The 17397-nt window shown below is 59.5% G+C and carries 8 protein-coding genes, 2 tRNA genes and 2 rRNA genes; 11 read left to right on the forward strand and 1 reads right to left on the reverse strand.

What is annotated here, in order from left to right; all coding sequences use genetic code 11:
- Positions 1–354: 354 nt before the first annotated feature.
- From RBB31_RS01885 to RBB31_RS01900, 4 genes are all read left to right on the forward strand, one after another.
- On the forward strand, positions 355–2529 hold the full coding sequence (locus RBB31_RS01885; RefSeq protein WP_306127558.1) for a glycosyltransferase family 2 protein: 2175 nt from the start codon (positions 355–357) through the stop codon (positions 2527–2529).
- Positions 2526–3482 carry a hypothetical protein gene (locus RBB31_RS01890; protein WP_306127559.1) on the forward strand — a complete coding sequence of 319 codons (957 nt, stop codon included), beginning with the start codon at positions 2526–2528 and terminating at the stop codon, positions 3480–3482. Before RBB31_RS01885 ends, RBB31_RS01890 begins: the two co-directional genes overlap by 4 nt.
- A gap of 17 nt (positions 3483–3499) precedes the next feature.
- The gene (locus RBB31_RS01895; RefSeq protein WP_306127560.1) at positions 3500–5092 is read left to right on the forward strand and encodes a hypothetical protein; all 1593 of its coding nucleotides are present in this window, start codon (positions 3500–3502) and stop codon (positions 5090–5092) included.
- 90 nt (positions 5093–5182) lie between these two features.
- Positions 5183–6682, forward strand: coding sequence for a hypothetical protein (locus RBB31_RS01900; protein WP_306127561.1), 1500 nt, complete (start codon positions 5183–5185; stop codon positions 6680–6682).
- A gap of 93 nt (positions 6683–6775) precedes the next feature.
- Here RBB31_RS01900 and RBB31_RS01905 read toward each other — a convergent pair whose 3' ends face one another.
- Positions 6776–7258, reverse strand: coding sequence for a fasciclin domain-containing protein (locus RBB31_RS01905; RefSeq protein WP_306127562.1), 483 nt, complete (start codon positions 7256–7258; stop codon positions 6776–6778).
- A gap of 282 nt (positions 7259–7540) precedes the next feature.
- On the opposite strand from RBB31_RS01905, the gene RBB31_RS01910 reads away from it, so the two are divergent.
- The 7 genes from RBB31_RS01910 (at position 7541) to RBB31_RS01940 (ending at position 17362) form a co-directional block, all read left to right on the forward strand.
- Positions 7541–9034 (forward strand): FMN-binding glutamate synthase family protein, encoded by a 1494-nt coding sequence (locus tag RBB31_RS01910; RefSeq protein WP_306127563.1) that lies wholly within the window; start codon positions 7541–7543, stop codon positions 9032–9034.
- A 203-nt stretch (positions 9035–9237) separates the two neighbouring features.
- Positions 9238–10143: a protein-methionine-sulfoxide reductase catalytic subunit MsrP gene (gene msrP / locus RBB31_RS01915; protein ID WP_306127564.1), complete on the forward strand. Its 906-nt coding sequence runs from the start codon at positions 9238–9240 to the stop codon at positions 10141–10143.
- Entirely contained in the window at positions 10143–10769 is a 627-nt protein-coding gene (msrQ, locus tag RBB31_RS01920; RefSeq protein ID WP_306127565.1) for a protein-methionine-sulfoxide reductase heme-binding subunit MsrQ, read from the forward strand. Before msrP ends, msrQ begins: the two co-directional genes overlap by 1 nt.
- Positions 10770–11516: 747 nt before the next feature.
- Positions 11517–12985 (forward strand): 16S ribosomal RNA (locus tag RBB31_RS01925).
- A 269-nt stretch (positions 12986–13254) separates the two neighbouring features.
- Positions 13255–13331: transfer RNA gene (locus tag RBB31_RS01930), tRNA-Ile, on the forward strand.
- A 141-nt stretch (positions 13332–13472) separates the two neighbouring features.
- A tRNA-Ala gene (locus RBB31_RS01935) sits at positions 13473–13548 on the forward strand.
- A 368-nt stretch (positions 13549–13916) separates the two neighbouring features.
- Positions 13917–17362 (forward strand): 23S ribosomal RNA (locus RBB31_RS01940).
- The 16S and 23S rRNA genes sit together here with 2 tRNA genes alongside, the layout of an rRNA operon.
- The last annotated feature ends 35 nt before the right edge of the window (positions 17363–17397 follow it).

Below are 17397 nucleotides of genomic sequence, written 5' to 3' on the forward strand. Positions count from 1 at the left end.
GCGGGGGTTTTTCGTTTTTTTGGGGGCGGTGAGTGTCGGCCTGCAATGGTGGGTTGGAAACCCACCCTACGAGGTCCCTGATCGGGTCCGTGACGGCGTGAAAGGCGTATCCTCGATCGAGCCAGCCCCCAAACGCAGCTTTGAATGGGGGCCAGCCCCCAAACCCCCGGGGATATTTATGGCCAGAGGAAGACGGAACGTGGGGCTGCTTGCGTGGGTGTTGCGGAAATGGCCTTTGCGCCAACAAATCGACACGGGTGTTGCGCGGATTCGCGGGGCGGGCGTATAGTGCCGCCAAAGGCGGAATGGCGCGGATTCACCGCGCGATAACCACATCAGATACAAGATCGGGCCATGGCCGAGCAGGACAGTTCAGCAGACGACATGCCAGCGATGCCGCGCTGGTTCGACGAGCTTCGCCCCGGCGGCGAGGGTGAGGGGTTCATGGAGCGGCATCTGCGGGATTCGCTGATGTTCGTGCGGCGGCCGGTGAACCGCCTGCTGGTCACCTTCGACAACCTTTCCAACGTCAACGACACCTCGGTGGAGCGGGAGCCCTGGGCGTTCAAGTTCGCGCGGGACGTGAATATCTCGCACCTCGGGGTCATGGCGCATGTGGCGGACTGGTACCGGGATTCCCACCTGATCGCGCGGTTCAAGAAGCTGCGCGACGAGGGGTTCTTCGAGGGGTATGACCGGGTGATCTTTGCGGGTGTGTCGATGGGGGGCTATGCCGCGATCGCCTTTGGCTCGCTGGTGCCGGGGGCGCATGTGGTCTCGGTCAACCCGCAGAGCACGCTGGATACCGAGCTGGTGCCGTGGGAGACGCGCTATGAGAACGGACGGCGGCAGGACTGGACGCTGCCCCTGTCGGATGCGGCGGCGCTGACGGCGGGCTTGGGGCCGGTCAACATCTTCTACGATCCCTATCATGCGCTGGACAAACAGCATATCGGGCGGTTTTCCGGCGACAACATCCGGGTCTTTCACTGCCGTCATTCGGATCACAAGACCGCCGTGTTCCTTCGCAAGATCGGCGCTCTGAAGCCGGTGATGCAGGCGGCGATTTTCGACGAGCTCACCCCGCTCGAGTTTCATCGCCTTTACCGCGGGCGGCGTGACCTGCCCTGGTACAAGAACCAGGTGGCGGCCTATTTCACGGAAAAAGGCCGGGACGAGGTCGCGAACGGGTTCGGCATCGCGTTCCGCAAGCGGCTGAGGCGCAAGCAGCGCGAGGAGGAGCGCGCGGCGCCGGAGGACGATGGGCTGGGCGGCGAGGCCGAAGCGGACGATGCCGTGGACCAGGAGGCGCGCGAGGCGGCGCGCGATGCGGCCGAGGAGACGCCCAGGGCGAAGACCGACAAGGCGGTCAAGGCGAAGGGGCCGGGGACACCCGAGCAGACGACAGAGGCCAGGCCCGAGGCCGCGCCGGACAAGAAGGCGCGCCCCGTTCCCCGGTTCAACCCGAAATCGGTCCGGTCGGATCGGCCCATGGGCGAGCGGCGCAACGATCGCTGCGCCATCGTCACGACGATGAAGAACGAAGGGCCGTTCATGCTGGAATGGATCGCCTATAACCGGGCGATCGGGTTCCGGGACATTCTGATCTACACCAATGACTGCGACGACGGCACCGACAGGATCGCCATGCGGCTGGAGGAACTGGGCGTCGCGTCCCATTGCGACAACCAGTTCAAGAAGGGTGAGAGCCCGCAGCGGGTGGCCCTGCGCCGGGCGTTGAAACACGAGGCTTTCGAGAAGGCGGACTGGATCATCTGCGCCGATTGCGACGAATTCCTGAACATCCGGGTGGGCGCGGGGCGTTTGCCAGACCTGTTCGAGGCGACGGGGGACGCGGATGCGATTTCGCTGTGCTGGAAGCTGTTCGGCTGTGGCGATCAGGTGGCATACGAGGATAGGTTCATCCACGAACATTTCGTCTGGGCCGCGCCGGAGGATTTTCGCGCCAAGTACCGAGCGCTTGGCCTCAAGACGCTGTTCCGCCCGTCCGAGGTGATCCGCAAGTTCGGCGTGCACCGCCCGAAATTCTATGCCGACATTCCCGAGGGCTTCATCTGGAAGGATGCCGGGGGCCAGCCCATGCCGGATGCGTTCTTTCAGCAGGGTTGGCGGGCGCACCCGACCTTTCGCCACGATTTTGCGCGGCTGCATCACTATGCCGTGCGGTCGGTCGACAGTTTCCTGGTAAAGCGCGACCGGGGGCGCACCAACCATATCGACCGCGACCAGGGCGTCGCCTATTGGTCGGACATGAACATCAATCTGGAAAAGGACGCGAGCCTTGTGCCGATGGCCGCGGCCACGCGCCGCGAGTTCGATGCGCTGATGGCGGACCCTGAGATCGCGCGGCTGCATGCCGAGGCGTGTGCGTGGCACCGCGCCAAGATCGCCGCGCTGAAGGCGAATGACGAATGGTCTGCGCTGCATGAGCTGCTGAAGATGATCAACCGACCCGGTGAAGATCTGGTCAACAGCGAAGAATTGCTGACGGATCTGGCGGGCGAATGAGCGCGCGGCCCTACATCGTCTTGCACGGTGGCTTTCACAAGACGGCCACCAGCCACATCCAGTCCATGCTGGCGCGCAATTCCAAGATGCTGGAACGGGCCGGGGTGCATTACGTGCATCACCGCAAGACGCGCAAGGAAGTGACTATTCCGGTTCAGTGCAACGCGTATATCAAGCTCGGGATCGGCTGGGATCCGAAGATATACGACGAGGAACTGTCCGCGATGACGGGCGCGTTCTTTGCCGATATCCTGGAGAACAGGCCCAGGCGGATCATTCTGTCCGACGAAAATCTTGCCGGGCATTGCGGACATTGCGTGCGCTTCGGCAAGCTGTATCGCTGGGGAGAGACGCTGATGCAGGTGTTTGGTATGCAGGTCCCGTCCGGCCCCGACGAGGTGCATTTCGGATTGCGCAACTACGCGGATTTCTTTTCGTCCGCCTATGTCGAATATCTGCGCTCGGTCAGCGGACAATGGTTCATCGACGAGCGTCACATGCGCCGCGCCGTGACCGCGCGGATGCCGAACTGGCACAAGGTTCTGGATACGGCGAAGAAAGCGTTTCCGACCGCCAAGGTCCATGCCTGGCGTTACGAGGATTTCCGCCAGCTTGACCTTGCAATTCTGGGCAACCTGTGCGGCCCGGATATAGATGTCACGAAGCTCAAGGAACCGAAGGACAAGAACAAGCGCCCGACCGCGTCGGGCCGTGCCGTGCGGGAGTTGTTGCAGATGATCCACAAGGACGGGGCCGACGCGGCGCTGTCCCGGCGGGTGGAGATCCAGGAGCGGTATCCGCGCGGCAAGGAATATGGCGGGTATGACCCCTGGACCCGTTGCGAGCGCGAGCATCTGACACGCATTTACGAGCGCGACGTTCGCGCGATCGAGGCGGACCCCGACATCACGTTCCTGCGCCCCGCGCAGGGCGAGATGCGCAAGGCGGTCTAGCCCAATGGAGACACGTGATGAGGGATAGTGCCCAATCGGGTTACGAGATCGGGATGCTGTGGGTGGAAGGCCCGCTGAGCTATGTGGAGGTTCTGTGCGCCCAGTCGTTCCTCGACGCGGGGCACCACGTGAAACTTTACCACTACAAGGACGTGCAGAACGTGCCCGAGGGGGTCGAGCTGATCCATGGCGACAGCGTGCTGAAGATCGACCGGTTCATCCAGCACGGGCGCACGGGCAGTTTCGCGCTGTTTTCGGACGTGTTCCGGTACCATCTGCTGCAACAGAACGACCGCATGATCTGGGCCGATCTGGATGCCTATTGCGTCAAACCGTTCGAGACGTCGACGGGCCATTTCTTTGGCTGGGAGTCCGACAGCCACATCAACGGCGGTGTGCTGGGATTGCCCCCTGACAGCGAGGCGCTTGGCCTGATGCTGGAGATGACGGAAGATGAGTACGGCATCCCGGAATGGTTCGAGCAGGAGGAACAGGACCGGCTGCGCCAGTTGCAGGACGAAGGCAAGCCGGTTCACGTCAGCGAGATGAAATGGGGCACGTGGGGGCCGCACGCGGTCACGCATTACCTGCACAAGACGGGCGAGGCGAAATATGCGCTGCCGATCGAGGGGCTTTATCCCGTAAACTTTCGCGACCGCCGCAAACTGATGCTGAAACGCGCGACGCAGGAAGCGAAGGATATGGTGACCGAAAACACCTATTCGGTGCATTTCTACGGGCGGCGTGTGCGGGAATTCCTCTCGAACAAGGGCGGCCTGCCGGAACCGGACAGCTGGATGGACCTGGCGCTGAAAAAGCACAAGGTGGATTGCGAGGCGGCCCCGGTGCTGTCGCGCGAGGAAAAGGAAGAGATCAAGCGTCGGAAACTGGCTGACGAGGTCGAAACCGCACCGCGCTTGCCCACCGGCAAGGGCGGCGAGAACCTGACCGACCTGGCCGACCGCTTCGGCTCGGATCAGGGAACGGCCAAGCACCGGTACACCGAGCTTTATCACATGCTGTTTCACCCCTACCGGCAGCGCAAGATCACCTTTGTCGAGATGGGTCTGCTGGCCCAGGGGCCGGAGCAGGGCCATGACGCGGAATGCGAGACAAAAGATTGCCCGTCGGTCCGCATGTGGCTGGAGTATTTTCCCAAGGCCGAGATTCATCGGCTGGACGTAGCGGATCTCTCGGGGTTCGGGCATGAGCGGTTTACCTATCATCGCTGCGACATGGACGAGCGCGACAGTATCGCGGCGGCGATCGAGGAGATCGAGACCCCGCCCAGCATCGTGATCGACGATGCGAGCCATGCGAGCCATCATCAGCAGAACGCCTTTCTGGAGGTTTTTCCGAGGCTGGAGTCGGGCGGGCTTTACATCATCGAGGACCTGCGCTGGCAGCCCGACGCCCATGAGCGGCCGGGGATCACCAAGACGGCCGAGCTGTTTCGCAACTGGGTCGAGACGCGCCATTTCGTGCATGAGGACCCGAAGGTCGCCGCCGAGCTGAACAAGCTGGCCGAAGATATTTCGGGCGTGCATCTGGCGCCGGCGCGGATGGTGCCGGGCAAGCGGCTGCAAATGGCGGTGATCCACAAGAAGTAGACCAACCCCGGAGGGCCATAACCATAATAATGCCCCCGGACCCAAGGAGCAGAGCAGGCCGCGCGACAACGCGGCGGAGAGTGAGGCAGAATGAAACGCAGGATTTGCGCCGCGGAAGCGGTGTGCGAGGCCAATGGTTGGGATTTCGACGAGACCTTTCCGTTTCAGTTCAGGTTGTCGAAGTCGCGTACAAGCCCTTCTGAAACGTGGATGCATTTCCGGCTGGGCGATTGGAATTTGCATCATTGTCCACGGCTTCCGCGACATGAACTTGTCTTTGAGGGTGGTCGGACCGTCGCCATCGTCCTTGGCGTCGCAGTCGACCAGGACGGAGCCTGCCTGAATGGGCGGGTTGTTCTGCAAGGCAAGGGAACAATCGACGCGGTTGAAACCTATATCGAAGGGCTGGCCGGCCGGTTCATCGCTGTCGTGGCGGCATTCGGCACGAAGCGGGTCTATTTCGACCCGTCCGGAGGGCTGAGCGCCGTCTACTCGAACAAGGACAAGGCTTTTGCGTCAAGCGTCCATCTGGCGGTGAACCGGGACATCGAACCGCTGACGGCTGTTTCGGCCAAAGGCGTGCAGGCCCGCAAGGCGCAGTTTGCCTTGGGAGAGACCTGCGATATCCATTGCAGGCGCATCTATGCCAATCACTATCTGGATCTTGCCGATTTCGAACTGAAACGGCACTGGCTTGGTCCGGAGGATGACTTTCAAACCGCAGGTGAGGACCGCAACGGTCTGGCCGAGAGGATAACCGGGCGACTCGGGCAGGTGATGGCTGCACTGGCCGGCGGCTACACGACGGCGCTTCCCATATCGGGTGGAACGGATTCGCGGCTGTTGCTTGCCGCGGCAACGCCCGTGCTCGATCACATCGAACGGTTTTTCATGCACGACATAAAGTGGATCACCCAGTTCGATCGGCAGGTCGCAGTCGCAGTGGCGCAAGAAGTCGGCGTAAAGCTTGAAGTCATCGAGCGTGACGATCCCGAGTTTGAACGGTGCCTGACCGACAATCAGCTGACCACCTTGCGAGACGTCATGGCCCTGAGGACAAGCCGTACGTTCAACGGTATAGATAGCGCGACGGTACGTGCCGTGGAAATGGCCCCGGCGACAGAGCTTGTTCTGCGCGGAAACGGCGCCGAGATGACGCGGGCGAACAAGTGGACGCGAGCGACAGCCGCAAACGGGTGTTCCCTCGACGACGGTCTTGCAGCATTGCTCAATATGCGGGCGGAAGACCTGTCAGACCGTCTTGCGCCGGATCGGCTCGAGAGCTTGCGGGAGCGTTATGGCGCATGGTGCGACGGTCTGCCGGAACCCGCCCGGGAAAGACTGCCGGACATGGCGCATACCGAAGTCTTCATGCCGTCTGCGCCGAACAACGTCTATTATGCGTTTGCACCAAGCTTTTACGTCAACCCGTTCAACGACCGGCGGATGTTCTTCGACACAGCCGCCTTTCATCCCCTCGCGCGCCGTCGCCGCAGGTTGGTCGGCAAGATGATAAAGTTGTCCAAACCAAGCCTGAACCAGATGCCGTACAAGGACGATGCGTTGCAGCAGTTCCGGCAGTCGGCCTGAGGCAGAGCGCGGACTTCAGCGCCGCTGCGCGGAGCCGTCGGATGCGTTTCAAAGAGAAGGCGAGCCAAGGATGCCCGGCTCGCCCTCGGAATGTCACTCGGGCATGATCACGGCGTCGATCACGTGGATGACGCCGTTCGAGGCCTCGATATCGGGGGTGACGACATTGGCGTCGTTGACGGTGACGCCGCCCTCGGTGCCGATGGTGAGGGAGTTGCCCTGCACGGTTTCGGCCGCCATACCGTCGGTCAGGTCGCCGGACATCACCTTGCCGGGAACCACGTGGTGGATGAGGATGCTAGTCAGTTGTTCGACGTTCTCGGGCAGCATCAGCGTGTCCACCGTGCCTTCGGGCAGTGACTCGAAGGCCTCGTCGGTGGGGGCGAAGACGGTGAAGGGGCCGTCCCCCTTCAACGTTTCGACAAGGCCGGCCACCTCGGCCGCGGCAAGAAAGGTGGAGAACTCACCCGCCTCGGTTGCGGTGTCGATGATATCCTTGCCGCTGTCGGCAAAGGCGATGGTGGTGCCGCCAAGAATGGTGGCGGCGGTGACGGCGAGATAGGTCCTGCGAAGCATGGTCGTGTCTCCTGGCGGCCGGGTTGATCGGTAGGCGCGTCGGTCGATGCCGGCCTGAGCATCACCGGGAAAACGCCGGATCGCAGCGATAGGTTCACCGCGGGCTCTCCCCCGATGCGCGTCGACGAAATGCGGCATGCGCTCGGACCGGGGCCGCGAAGATACTCCGATGAATGAATGTGACCGGGGCGTGCGAAGAGGTCCCTTTCGCGTCGGTAATTCCAGTTGAGGTGCCATGCGACTGTGGCATAAGGGAGCCACCGTTCTTTCGGAGAGGCAAAGATGGAACTGGTATTCGATATCCTGGGACTGCTGGCGCTGGTCTTCGTGCTGGCGGTCGGCGTCGTCATCGCGCTGGTGGTGCTGTTTTACGTCATCGACAAGACCCAGACCGGCGACGCGATCCGGCGCAATTACCCGGTGATCGGGCGGTTTCGCGGCCTGTTCACCACGCTGGGGGAATTCTTTCGCCAGTATTTCTTTGCCATGGACCGAGAGGAAATGCCGTTCAACCGGGCGCAGCGCGACTGGGTGGGGCACGCGTCGAAGGGCAAAAGCAACACCATCGCCTTTGGCTCGACCCGGAACCTGAACGTGGTGGGCACGCCGATCTTCGTGCCGGCGGCCTTTCCGCCGCTGGACGACCAGTTCGCGGTGACCGAGCCGTTGCAGATCGGGCCGTATTGCCGCGAACCCTACATGGCGCGGTCGATCTTCAACATCTCGGGGATGAGTTACGGCGCCATATCGCGCCCCGCGGTCGAGGCGCTGAGCCGGGGTGCCGCGGAGGCGGGGGTCTGGCTGAACACCGGGGAGGGGGGGCTGAGCCCCTATCACCTGAGCGGCGGGTGCGACGTGGTCTACCAGATCGGCACGGCGAAATACGGAGTGCGGACGCCGGACGGCGCGCTGGATGACGACAAGCTGCGCGCGATGGGAGACATTCCGCAGGTGAAGATGTTCGAGCTGAAGCTGGCGCAAGGGGCCAAGCCCGGCAAGGGCGGCATCCTGCCCGGCGAGAAGGTCACAACCGAGATCGCCGGGATCCGCGGCATCGCGGTGGGGCAGGACAGCATCTCGCCCAACCGGCACCGCGAGGTGAACACCTTTGCCGAGTTGCTGGATTTCATCGGGCATATCCGAGAGATCACGGGCAAGCCTGTCGGCTTCAAGACGGTGATCGGGTCGAGCGAAGCCTGGGACGAGATGTTCGAACTGATCGTCGCGCGCGGAGAAGAGATCGCGCCGGATTTCATCACCATCGACGGCGGCGAGGGCGGCACGGGGGCGGCGCCGATGCCGCTGATGGACCTGGTGGGGATGCCGATCCGCGAGGCGTTGCCCCGGATGGTGGACCTGCGCGACCGGCACGGGCTGAAGGGCCGCATCCGGATCGTGGCAGCGGGCAAGCTGGTCAACCCCAGCGACGTGGCCTGGGCGCTGTGCGCCGGCGCGGATTTCGTGACCTCGGCGCGGGGGTTCATGTTCTCGCTGGGCTGCATCCAGGCGCTGAAATGCAACCGCAACACCTGTCCCACCGGGATCACCACCCATGACAGGCATTTGCAGGCGGGGCTGGTGGTCGAGGACAAATACGTGAAGGTGGCCAATTACGCGCGGCAGGTGATCAAGGAGGTCGAGACCATCGCCCATTCGGTGGGCGTGGCCGAACCGCGGCTGATGCGGCGGCGGCATGTTCGGATCGTGCAGGCGGACGGCAGCTCGATCCCGCTGACCAAGATCCGGCCGAGCGTGGACGCGGCGCAGTATCCATAGAGGTGGTGCCCTACCGCAGGAGGTCCCGGATCAGGTCCGGGACGGCCCGGCCGCGGTGTCTCGCGCGCGTGCGCGCGCGCACAGAATGCCGCCGCCATTGTTACCGTGCCTCAACGTCTTCGTGAGACAGCTTGTTTTGCCCGCGAAATGCGCTTTGCTTATGTGAGACTGACAGACATGCCCGCGAGAAGAGGAGAGCCCGCATGGCCTATCGTTGGAAGAACACGCTGCGCGACAAGGATGTGACCGACGAGGCCGCGTTCCTGAACCGGCGGCAGTTGATGGCGGGGGCGGCCGCCGGTATGGGACTGGCCGGAATCGGCGCGGCCCAGGCGCGGGCGCAGGGTCTGGAGCCGACCTCTTACGAGGATATCACGACCTACAACAACTACTACGAGTTCGGCACCGGCAAGGGCGACCCGGTGGACCATGCCCATATGCTGACCACCGAGCCGTGGAGCGTGACCATTGACGGATTGGTGGACCGGCCCGGCGATTATGCCTTCGAGGACATCATGGCGAAGATGACGGTGGAGGAGCGGATCTATCGCTTCCGCTGTGTCGAGGCGTGGTCGATGGTGGTGCCCTGGAACGGGTTCGAACTGGCCGACCTGCTGGAGATGGCGGGCGTGCAGTCGAATGCCAGGTTTGTCGCCTTCGAGACCGCGCTGCGCCCGGACGAGATGCCGGGCGTGAAATACCCCGTGCTGGACTGGCCCTATGTCGAGGGGCTGCGGCTGGACGAGGCGACGCATCCGCTGACACTGATGGCGACGGGGATATACGGCAAGGAGATCCCCAACCAGAACGGCGCGCCGCTCCGGCTGGTGGTGCCGTGGAAATACGGCTTCAAGTCGATCAAGTCGATCGTGCGCATCACGCTGACCGAGGCCGAGCCGCCGACCAGCTGGAACAAGGCGAATGCGCGGGAGTACGGATTTTACAGCAACGTGAACCCGCAAGTGGACCACCCGCGCTGGAGCCAGGCGAGCGAGCGGGTGATCGGATCGGGGCTGTTCGCCCGCCGGCAGGACACGCTGATGTTCAACGGCTACGGCGACGACGTGGCAGGGCTTTATGAAGGAATGGACCTGACAAAATTCTTCTGATGGCGATCGTCGATCATATGAACCAGGCGCTGCGCCGGGTGCCGGCCTGGCCCATTTACGTGGCGAGCCTGGGCTATGCCGCGTGGATGCTGTGGCTGGGCATTCAGAACCGGCTGGGCGCGGACCCCGTGAAAGTGCTGGAGCACGAGATGGGGCAGATGGCGCTGTACCTGCTGGTGGCGGGATTGGCGGTGACGCCCCTGCGCAAACTGGCGGGGGTGAACCTGCTGAAGTTTCGCCGGGCGCTGGGGTTGGCCTGCTTTTTCTTCGTGGTGTGTCACCTGCTGGTCTGGGCGGTGCTGGACGTGCAGAGGATCGACCGGGTGTGGGCCGATATCGTGAAGCGGCCCTACATTACTGTTGGCATGGCCGCGTTCGTGCTGTTGATCCCGCTGGCGGTGACCTCGAACAATCTGTCGGTTCGCAAGATGGGGGCGGCAGGTTGGGCCCGGCTGCACCAGCTGGTCTATCCGGCGGCGATTCTGGGCGGGGTGCATTACGTGATGCTGGTGAAGGGCTGGCAGATCCGGCCGCTGGTGTTTCTGGCGGTGATCGCGGGGCTGATCGCGTGGCGATTCCTGATGACGCGGAAAAAAGCGGCGAGTCGGGTGCGGACTGCTTCGTGATTCCGCGATTTCCGAAGGCCGATTCCGGGATTTTCGCGGAATCGGGCGATTCATTTTCCGAAATGTCGCGAGTCGGCGGATGATTCCGGGCCGAGTCGGGGGTGACTCGGGCAAGATTCCCGTCCGTGACTCGGCAGATTCCGGAAAAATCGCTGTGGATAACCGGATTCTGGCCCGATTGCCCCTGCGTAAAGCCGCCTGCGGCGCGGGCCGGAAACAGGACAGGCAAGAAAATCGCATTTTTAAGACTCTGATTTTAAACGATAAATGAGATTTTTGAAAAAAACATGACGTTTCCCGAAAAAAGGGGTTGCGAGGTTCGGCCCCAATCCGTAAATACCCCCTCACCGGCGGCGCTGAGGCGCACAACGGAACGCCAGACGGAACGACGGAGCGACGCTCCAGAGGGACAGAAGGCAACAAACACTGAGGTATCTGACGCAGGTTGCGCCAAAAAGGAATGGCGCTTCGTGTTGATTTTGTCTCTGCGCTCTTTGAAATCGATAGTTTCTGAAGAGATATGTGGGCGGTTTGGTCTATTCGATGGATCAGCCAAACGCATATCAAACTACCTAGGAGAGGGTTTCGACCTGATCCGATGATGGATAGTCAGCTTCACTGTTTGGACGGTTTCCGGTTTTCTGATGAAAACCAGAAGCACAACAAACAGAGACAAGTTCCGACCTTAGCCGGTCGGAATTGATGTGCAGAGGTTCGAACGTCAAGGATAAGCTGGTAACAGCTTTTCAACTTGAGAGTTTGATCCTGGCTCAGAACGAACGCTGGCGGCAGGCCTAACACATGCAAGTCGAGCGAGAACTTCGGTTCTAGCGGCGGACGGGTTAGTAACGCGTGGGAACGTGCCCTTCACTACGGAATAGTCCCGGGAAACTGGGTTTAATACCGTATACGCCCTTCGGGGGAAAGAATTTCGGTGAAGGATCGGCCCGCGTTAGATTAGATAGTTGGTGGGGTAATGGCCTACCAAGTCTACGATCTATAGCTGGTTTTAGAGGATGATCAGCAACACTGGGACTGAGACACGGCCCAGACTCCTACGGGAGGCAGCAGTGGGGAATCTTAGACAATGGGCGCAAGCCTGATCTAGCCATGCCGCGTGAGTGATGAAGGCCTTAGGGTCGTAAAGCTCTTTCGCCAGGGATGATAATGACAGTACCTGGTAAAGAAACCCCGGCTAACTCCGTGCCAGCAGCCGCGGTAATACGGAGGGGGTTAGCGTTGTTCGGAATTACTGGGCGTAAAGCGCGCGTAGGCGGATTAGAAAGTTGGGGGTGAAATCCCAGGGCTCAACCCTGGAACTGCCTCCAAAACTACTAGTCTAGAGTTCGAGAGAGGTGAGTGGAACTCCGAGTGTAGAGGTGAAATTCGTAGATATTCGGAAGAACACCAGTGGCGAAGGCGGCTCACTGGCTCGATACTGACGCTGAGGTGCGAAAGTGTGGGGAGCAAACAGGATTAGATACCCTGGTAGTCCACACCGTAAACGATGAATGCCAGTCGTCGGCGCGCATGCGTGTCGGTGACACACCTAACGGATTAAGCATTCCGCCTGGGGAGTACGGTCGCAAGATTAAAACTCAAAGGAATTGACGGGGGCCCGCACAAGCGGTGGAGCATGTGGTTTAATTCGAAGCAACGCGCAGAACCTTACCAACCCTTGACATCCTGATCGCGGTTTCTCGAGAGAGATTCCTTCAGTTCGGCTGGATCAGTGACAGGTGCTGCATGGCTGTCGTCAGCTCGTGTCGTGAGATGTTCGGTTAAGTCCGGCAACGAGCGCAACCCACATCCCTAGTTGCCAGCAGTTCGGCTGGGCACTCTATGGAAACTGCCCGTGATAAGCGGGAGGAAGGTGTGGATGACGTCAAGTCCTCATGGCCCTTACGGGTTGGGCTACACACGTGCTACAATGGTGGTAACAGAGGGTTAATCCCTAAAAACCATCTCAGTTCGGATTGTTCTCTGCAACTCGAGAGCATGAAGTCGGAATCGCTAGTAATCGCGTAACAGCATGACGCGGTGAATACGTTCCCGGGCCTTGTACACACCGCCCGTCACACCATGGGAGTTGGGTTTACCCGAAGACGGTGCGCCAACCTGTTCGCAGGGGGCAGCTGGCCACGGTAAGCTCAGCGACTGGGGTGAAGTCGTAACAAGGTAGCCGTAGGGGAACCTGCGGCTGGATCACCTCCTTTCTAAGGATGCGTCCATATCGACGAGATCCCGGATCAAGTCCGGGATGCGTCATTCGACGCACTTAGCAGATCGGTAATCAAAACCGATCAAACATCATACGGTCCAGGCCGTCCTCATATCTCTTCAGTCAAGGCTTTCGCACCGCGAAAGCCGTAGCCGTTAAAGTGGATTGATCTTCGATCCGCGGCAGCGGTCGGCGGCCCTCTCGGCATTTCCTGCGGAAACGCCTGCCGGGCTACGTCGATTTTACCTTTGGTAAAATCAACTTGGGTCGGTAGCTCAGGTGGTTAGAGCGCACGCCTGATAAGCGTGAGGTCGGAGGTTCAAGTCCTCCTCGACCCACCAACGTCCTTTTCGCGCCGCGAAAATGACGCCCGCGTAAGTCGATTGCTTGCAATCGACGCAGCGGACACGGGCCTATCGGCATTTCCTGCGGAAACGCCTGCCGGCTTACGCGCGTTTCGCCATCGGCGAAGCCACGCTTAGGGGGCCTTAGCTCAGCTGGGAGAGCGCCTGATTTGCATTCAGGAGGTCAGCGGTTCGATCCCGCTAGGCTCCACCATATCCCGATTTGACCGTTAAGCAGCATCGCTGTTTTGCCGTCCAATCGGACGCTTTGAAATCGTAAAGAGAGATACAAGTTGCTTCGAGAGAAATCTTGAAGTGACGATCAACACTGTTTGATCCTTGCAAGTACGCAAGCGATCTCGGTCTGGTTCCACTTCGGTGGAAGGCATGCTGAAAGGTGCATCCACGCCTTTCCTTATGTATCCCGGGCTGAAAAGAACAGAGTTGTCCAAGTCAAGTACTATAACCAAGTTCCGGAGTAATCCGGAGCGGGAAATGTACGACTTTTGGTCCAGGATAAGGGGTCTGGAAGTTACCAGCTACGGACCCGCGCAAGACGCAAATCTTGCTTTTTCTGGATCAAATCAAGCGCGAGAAGGGCGTTTGGTGGATGCCTTGGCAGTAAGAGGCGATGAAGGACGTGATACTCTGCGATAAGTCATGGGGAGCTGAGAATAGGCTTTGATCCATGAATTTCCGAATGGGGCAACCCACCTGACAGTTCACTATAATTACTTCGGTAATTTATAGGGTTCTGAAACAGGTACTTAAGGACTGAATACATAGGTCTTTAAGAGCAAACCCGGAGAACTGAAACATCTAAGTACCCGGAGGAAAGGACATCAATTGATACTCCCCTAGTAGCGGCGAGCGAACGGGGACCAGCCAAGCCTTGAGAGTGACTAGAACATGTTGGGAAGCATGGCCATAGCGGGTGACAGCCCCGTATAGGAAGCTCGATAGGATGTATTAAGTAGGGCGGGACACGTGAAATCCTGTCTGAAGATCGGAGGACCACCTTCGAAGGCTAAGTACTCCTTACTGACCGATAGCGAACCAGTACCGTGAGGGAAAGGTGAAAAGCACCCCGACGAGGGGAGTGAAACAGTACCTGAAACCGAACGCCTACAATCAGTCGGAGCTTGACTGGACTCTAATGACAATCTGCGTCACACATGGAAAAAATTCCATGGAGATCGGGACATGTCAGACATTGCTTTCATTACGGATGGTACCGCTGCGGTGGTCGGCTTGGCCCTTGGCCTGCTGAACATGGCAGTCAATCACTGTCCCAACGAAGGCTGCCTGGCAAAGAACGATGTGGTGCCGTTTACCAGCGTTTCAGCTGGCGAGGTTTACTTCCAGGAAAACGCCGTTGGCGAGGAAGTGTTCATTCGCCGGCAGACATCGACGGCACGCGGCCCGTTCCAATTCACCTACGGTGGGTCCATCACGGATGATGGCGGCCTGTGGGTGGGTCTTGGAAACACCACGACATACACGACGCCGAACGAACGGTGGTACGCTCAGTTCCACTCGATGCCCGGGCTTTATGCCGAGGGCAGCGATGTCGACCTGGGTGGCCCGATCATCTTTCGATCGGGTGTCGAATTCGGGTATCAGGCACGCAACGGCGTGCGCATGAGCCTGAGTTTCGATCATCGGTCGAACGCCGGGATCTACAGCGACAATCCTGGCCTCGAAACCGTTCAATTCCGGGTTTCCATCCCGACAAAATGACCAGAGATGGTTGTCATTAGTGTCCAGTCTTGTGACGGCGTACCTTTTGTATAATGGGTCATCGACTTGGTCTATCTAGCAAGCTTAAGCCGTTAGGTGTAGGCGCAGCGAAAGCGAGTCTTAATAGGGCGTCGAGTTAGATGGATCAGACCCGAAACCGAGTGATCTAGGCATGACCAGGCTGAAGGTAAGGTAACACTTACTGGAGGGCCGAACCCACATCTGTTGAAAAAGATCGGGATGAGTTGTGCCTAGGGGTGAAAGGCCAATCAAACTCGGAGATAGCTGGTTCTCTGCGAAATCTATTTAGGTAGAGCGTCATCCGAATACCCTCGGGGGTAGAGCACTGGATGGGTAATGGGGCCCCACAGGCTTACTGATCCTAACCAAACTCCGAATACCGAGGAGTACTAGATGGCAGACACACTGCGGGTGCTAACGCCCGTAGTGGAGAGGGAAACAACCCTGACCTCCGGCTAAGGCCCCCAATTCATGGCTAAGTGGGAAAGCAGGTGAGACGACCAAAACAACCAGGAGGTTGGCTTAGAAGCAGCCATCCTTTAAAGATAGCGTAACAGCTCACTGGTCTAAACAAGTTGTCTTGCGGCGAAGATGTAACGGGGCTCAAGCCATGAGCCGAAGCCGAGGAGTGCGTATGCACTGGTAGCAGAGCGTAGTGTGACATAGTTCCACTCCTCTTCAGCACCTTTCGAGGTGCTTTGGAGGATAGGAGCTTTCGATGAAGCGGGCGCGTGAGCGATCCCGTGGAGAGATCACTAGTGAGAATGATGACATGAGTAGCGACAAAGAGTGTGAGAGACACTCTCGCCGAAAGTCCAAGGGTTCCTGCTTAAAGCTAATCTGAGCAGGGTAAGCCGACCCCTAAGGCGAGGCCGAAAGGCGTAGTCGATGGGAATCAGGTTAATATTCCTGAGCCAGATGGAAGTGACGGATTGCGAGGGTTGTTCATCCTTATCGGATTGGATGGGCAGCTTAGCAGTCCCTGGAAATAGCTCCATCATAAGATCGTACCCTAAACCAACACAGGTGGACTGGTAGAGAATACCAAGGCGCTTGAGAGAACGATGTTGAAGGAACTCGGCAAAATACCTCCGTAAGTTCGCGAGAAGGAGGCCCGGGTTTCAGGCAACTGAAGTCCGGGGGCACAAACCAGGGGGTGGCGACTGTTTACTAAAAACACAGGGCTCTGCGAAGTCGCAAGACGACGTATAGGGTCTGACGCCTGCCCGGTGCCTGAAGGTTAAAAGGAGATGTGAGAGCGTCGAATTGAAGCCCAGGTAAACGGCGGCCGTAACTATAACGGTCCTAAGGTAGCGAAATTCCTTGTCGGGTAAGTTCCGACCTGCACGAATGGCGTAACGACTTCCCCGCTGTCTCCAACATCGACTCAGCGAAATTGAATTGCCTGTCAAGATGCAGGCTTCCCGCGGTTAGACGGAAAGACCCCGTGCACCTTTACTACAGCTTCGCACTGGCATCAGGACTGCATTGTGCAGGATAGGTGGTAGGCTTTGAAACCGTGACGCCAGTCGCGGTGGAGCCATCCTTGAGATACCACCCTATGCATTCTTGATGTCTAACCGCGGTCCGTTATCCGGATCCGGGACCCTGCGTGGCGGGTAGTTTGACTGGGGCGGTCGCCTCCTAAAGCGTAACGGAGGCGCGCGAAGGTTGGCTCAGAGCGGTCGGAAATCGCTCGTTGAGTGCAATGGCATAAGCCAGCCTGACTGCGAGACTGACAAGTCGAGCAGAGTCGAAAGACGGCCATAGTGATCCGGTGGTCCCAAGTGGGAGGGCCATCGCTCAACGGATAAAAGGTACGCCGGGGATAACAGGCTGATACTGCCCAAGAGTCCATATCGACGGCAGTGTTTGGCACCTCGATGTCGGCTCATCTCATCCTGGGGCTGGAGCAGGTCCCAAGGGTACGGCTGTTCGCCGTTTAAAGAGGTACGTGAGCTGGGTTTAGAACGTCGTGAGACAGTTCGGTCCCTATCTGCCGTGGGTGTAGGATACTTGAGAGGAGTTGCCCCTAGTACGAGAGGACCGGGGTGAACGTTCCACTGGTGGACCAGTTGTCGTGCCAACGGCAGTGCTGGGTAGCTATGAACGGACAGGATAACCGCTGAAGGCATCTAAGCGGGAAGCCCCCCTCAAAACAAGGTATCCCTGAGGACCGTGGTAGACCACCACGTCGATAGGCCGGAGATGTAAGCGCAGCAATGCGTTCAGTTGACCGGTACTAATTGTCCGATAGGCTTGATTTGATCCAGTAAAAGCCAGATTGGCTTATGCGGATCCA

This window comes from Roseovarius sp. MMSF_3350, assembly GCF_030733425.1.
Taxonomy (GTDB): Bacteria; Pseudomonadota; Alphaproteobacteria; order Rhodobacterales; family Rhodobacteraceae; genus Roseovarius.